We start from the raw sequence: 424 nt of genomic DNA, 5'->3' as shown, positions 1-424 counted from the left end.
GGGGCTCTCTCCGCGAACACGGTGACAGACGGATTCGCGGGGGCTCCCCTCACCCGAAATTCAAGCGTAGCTTGAATTTCGACCTCTCCCCGCAAGCGGGGCGAGGTGCGCCCGAGATCGCCTCTCCAGTCGAGAAGGCATCATCGCGCGGCGGAGCATGTGGAAATTCGGCAGGAGAGCGGCTGTGAGCGTGACGCAGCAACAGGTTCTGGAGAAATTGGCCGGGGTGACGTCGCCGCGCGGCGTCGCCCTGACCAATGCCAATGTGCTGTCGCCGATCACGGTCAGCGACGGCAAGGTGTTCTTCTCGATCAATGTCGATGCTGCGGAAGCGCGCGCCTGGGAAAGCGTGCGCGCGCAGGCCGAGAGCGCCGTGCGCGCCATTCCCGGCGTCACCGCCGCCATGATCGCGCTGACGGCCGAG

1 protein-coding gene is annotated in these 424 nt (G+C 66.0%); it reads left to right on the top strand.

Features of this window, described 5'->3' with window-relative positions; genetic code table 11:
* Nucleotides 1-184: 184 nt before the first annotated feature.
* On the top strand, nt 185-424 hold a 240-nt coding region (locus CWO89_RS45230; RefSeq protein ID WP_165421642.1), incomplete at its 3' end, for an iron-sulfur cluster assembly protein.

This window comes from Bradyrhizobium sp. Leo170, assembly GCF_004296405.1.
In the GTDB taxonomy this organism is placed as follows: Bacteria; Pseudomonadota; Alphaproteobacteria; order Rhizobiales; family Xanthobacteraceae; genus Bradyrhizobium.
This window is presented reverse-complemented; position numbering and strand designations above follow the sequence as displayed.